This window comes from Roseomonas sp. E05 (genome assembly GCF_030063475.1).
Lineage (GTDB): Bacteria > Pseudomonadota > Alphaproteobacteria > Acetobacterales > Acetobacteraceae > Pseudoroseomonas.
Map to the genome: position 1 here is coordinate 1 of NZ_JASIRT010000080.1, position 2,494 is coordinate 2,494.

Below are 2,494 nucleotides of genomic sequence, written 5' to 3' on the forward strand. Positions count from 1 at the left end.
GCGTAAGCGTCAGCCCGTTCCCGCGGGTGATGCGGTGAGCCTGAAGTTCCACGGCAGGAGTTCGTCGATGCGGTCGATGGTGTGGCCCCGGGCGAGGCGGTCGAGCACAACGGCGATGTAGGCTTCCGGGTCCAGGCCATTCAGCTTTGCGGTTTCGGCGACGGTGTAGATGATGGCGGCGCGATCGCCGCCGGTGTCCGATCCGAGGAACAGAAAATTCTTCCTGGTCAGAGCGATGCCGCGCAGCAGCCGCTCGGCGAGGTTATTGTCGATCGAGAGCCTGCCGTCCTCGAGATAGCGCGTCAGCGCCTCCCACCGGTTCAGCGCGTATTGCAGCGCTTTGCCCAGCGTCGACTTGCCGGACAACCGGCGACGCTGCGTCAGCATCCAGTCGTGCAGGTCGTCGAGCAGCGGCTTGCTGCGGGCCTGGCGCTCGGCGCGACGCTGATCAGCGGGTCTGCCGTTGACCTCGGCCTCGATGGCGTAGAGGGCGGCAATACGCTGCAAGGCCTCCTCGGCGATCGGTGACTTCGTGGCCTCGAACACCTCGAACAGCTTGCGCCTGGCATGCGCCCAGCAGGCGACGTGGGTGACCTGCGGCGGCTGGTTGCCGCGCGGTTGGGTCAGCGCGTCGTAGCCGGTGTAGCCATCGGCATGCAGCCAGCCCGCGAAGTTCTGGAGGTGCCCGCGCGGCCGCTCTCCCTTGTGGTCGGGCGAGTAGCGGTAGAACGCCGCGGGCGGTCCCGGGCCCTGCCAGGGCCTCGGGTCGATGGCATAGACCCAGAACCGCCCCTGCCGCGTCCGGCCGCGCCCTGGCGCCAGCACGGCGATCGGCGTGTCGTCGGTCCAGATGAGGCCGTGCCGCAGCGCATAGGTGCCGATCGCCTCGGCCAGGCGGCTCAGCCACCAGGCACCGCGGCCGACCCAGTCGGCCAGGGTCTGCCGCTCGATCTCCACGCCCTCGCGCGCCAGGATGGCCGAGAGGCGGTAGAGCGGCAGGCCGTCGAGATACTTCGAGACCAGCACATGCGCGAGCAGGCCGGGACCCGGCCGCCCCCTCTCGATCGGCAGATCGGGGGCAGGCGCCTGCAGGACGGCCTCGCAGGCCCGGCAGGCATAGCGGGGCCGGACGTGGCGGATGACCTTCAGCCGGGCCGGGATCTTCTCCAAGATCTCGGTGACGTCTTCGCCCAGCTTCGTCAGGCGCTTCGGGTCCGTGCAGCCGCAGCGGCAGGCGAATACCGGCTCATGCAGGATCGTCTCCCGTGGCAGATGCTCCGGCAGCGGTTTGCGGAGCGCCGGGCGCCGCTGGTTGCCAGGCTGTCCCTTCGTCCTGGCCTTCTCCGCCGCGGCGGCGGCCTGCGCCTGATCCTCCTCGGCATCGCCGATCAGCATCTCGAACTGACCGATCTCGGCGGCCAGCTTCTCCGACGACTTGCCGTAGCGGTCCCGCCGCAGGGTGGCGAGCTGGACTTTCAGCTTCTCGATTTCAAAAGTCGCGCTGCGCAACTCGGCATCGCGCTCGGCCAGCAGCGCGCGGAGCGCTGCGATCTCGGCGTCAGGCGTGTCGAACGACGCGGCGTGCACGCCATGATTCTACGCAACGCGATGGCCGCTGCAATGGCAGACCGACTACACCGTGGCCTGCGGCCGCGCAGTCCAGGCGGGCATGCGCCAGTCGATCCCCTCGACCAGCATCGAGAGCTGCGCCGCGGTCAACGAGACGACGCCGCCCTGCGTCTGAGGCCAGACGAACCTGCCTTTCTCCAGCCTCTTGGCAAGGAGGATCAGGCCCTGTCCGTCCCAGACCAAAATCTTGAGCAGATCGCCGCGGCGGCCGCGAAAGCAGAACATCGCGCCGCTATAGGGATCCTGCGCAAGCACCGTCTGCACCTGTGCGGCCAGGCCGTCGAAGCCCTTGCGCATATCCGTCGTGCCGCAGGCCAGGAACACCCGCGTGCCCGGCGGCGGGCCCAGCATCAGCGCCCACCCATCCCAGCCAGCACGATGCGCAGTGTCGCGGCGTCGGCGCATCCGGTGATGCGGATGCTGGTGCCAGAGGGCAGTGCAATCTCGATCACGCCAGGCGCTGCGCCGCTGTCAGGCGGCTGGGCCAAGCCAGGCGGCGGGAGTTGCGGCGCCTCCGGTACAACCTCCACCGGTACAAAGCCTGCCATCGCCGTGGCCAGCATCTGCTTGCGCCAGGTATAGAGCTGACCCGTGCTGACGCCGTGCCGCTTCGCCACCACCTGGACGATCGCACCAGGCTCCAGCGTCTCCCGGACAATCCGAAGCCGTTCCTCCGTCGACCAGATCCGGCGCCGGACCTCCCGCACCCGAACCTCGACGCCGCGGCCCGCGCGAACTCCGGAGCCGCTCCTGCTACCGTCGTAAGAGGAGTTTGCGAGTGCTGCCGTCGTCGTGCTGTCCGTCATGCCAGCCAATTCGGCGAACCAGCACCATCAACTCAAGGCCAGGCTCGGCTGACGCTTAC

The 2,494-nt window shown here is 68.8% G+C and carries 3 protein-coding genes; all 3 read right to left on the reverse strand.

The window, feature by feature from the left end; translation table 11 throughout:
* Positions 1-9 precede the first annotated feature (9 nt).
* From tnpC to tnpA, 3 genes are read right to left on the reverse strand one after another with little or no spacing between them, the layout of a single operon-like run.
* Positions 10-1,587 (reverse strand): IS66 family transposase, encoded by a 1,578-nt coding sequence (gene tnpC / locus QMO56_RS26680; RefSeq protein WP_283530668.1) that lies wholly within the window; start codon positions 1,585-1,587, stop codon positions 10-12.
* Between the two features lie 45 nt (positions 1,588-1,632).
* Entirely contained in the window at positions 1,633-1,980 is a 348-nt protein-coding gene (gene tnpB / locus QMO56_RS26685; RefSeq protein ID WP_283530669.1) for an IS66 family insertion sequence element accessory protein TnpB, read from the reverse strand.
* Positions 1,980-2,336: an IS66-like element accessory protein TnpA gene (gene tnpA, locus QMO56_RS26690; protein WP_283530671.1), complete on the reverse strand. Its 357-nt coding sequence runs from the start codon at positions 2,334-2,336 to the stop codon at positions 1,980-1,982. The genes tnpB and tnpA overlap by 1 nt, the downstream gene beginning before the upstream one ends.
* Positions 2,337-2,494 lie beyond the last annotated feature (158 nt).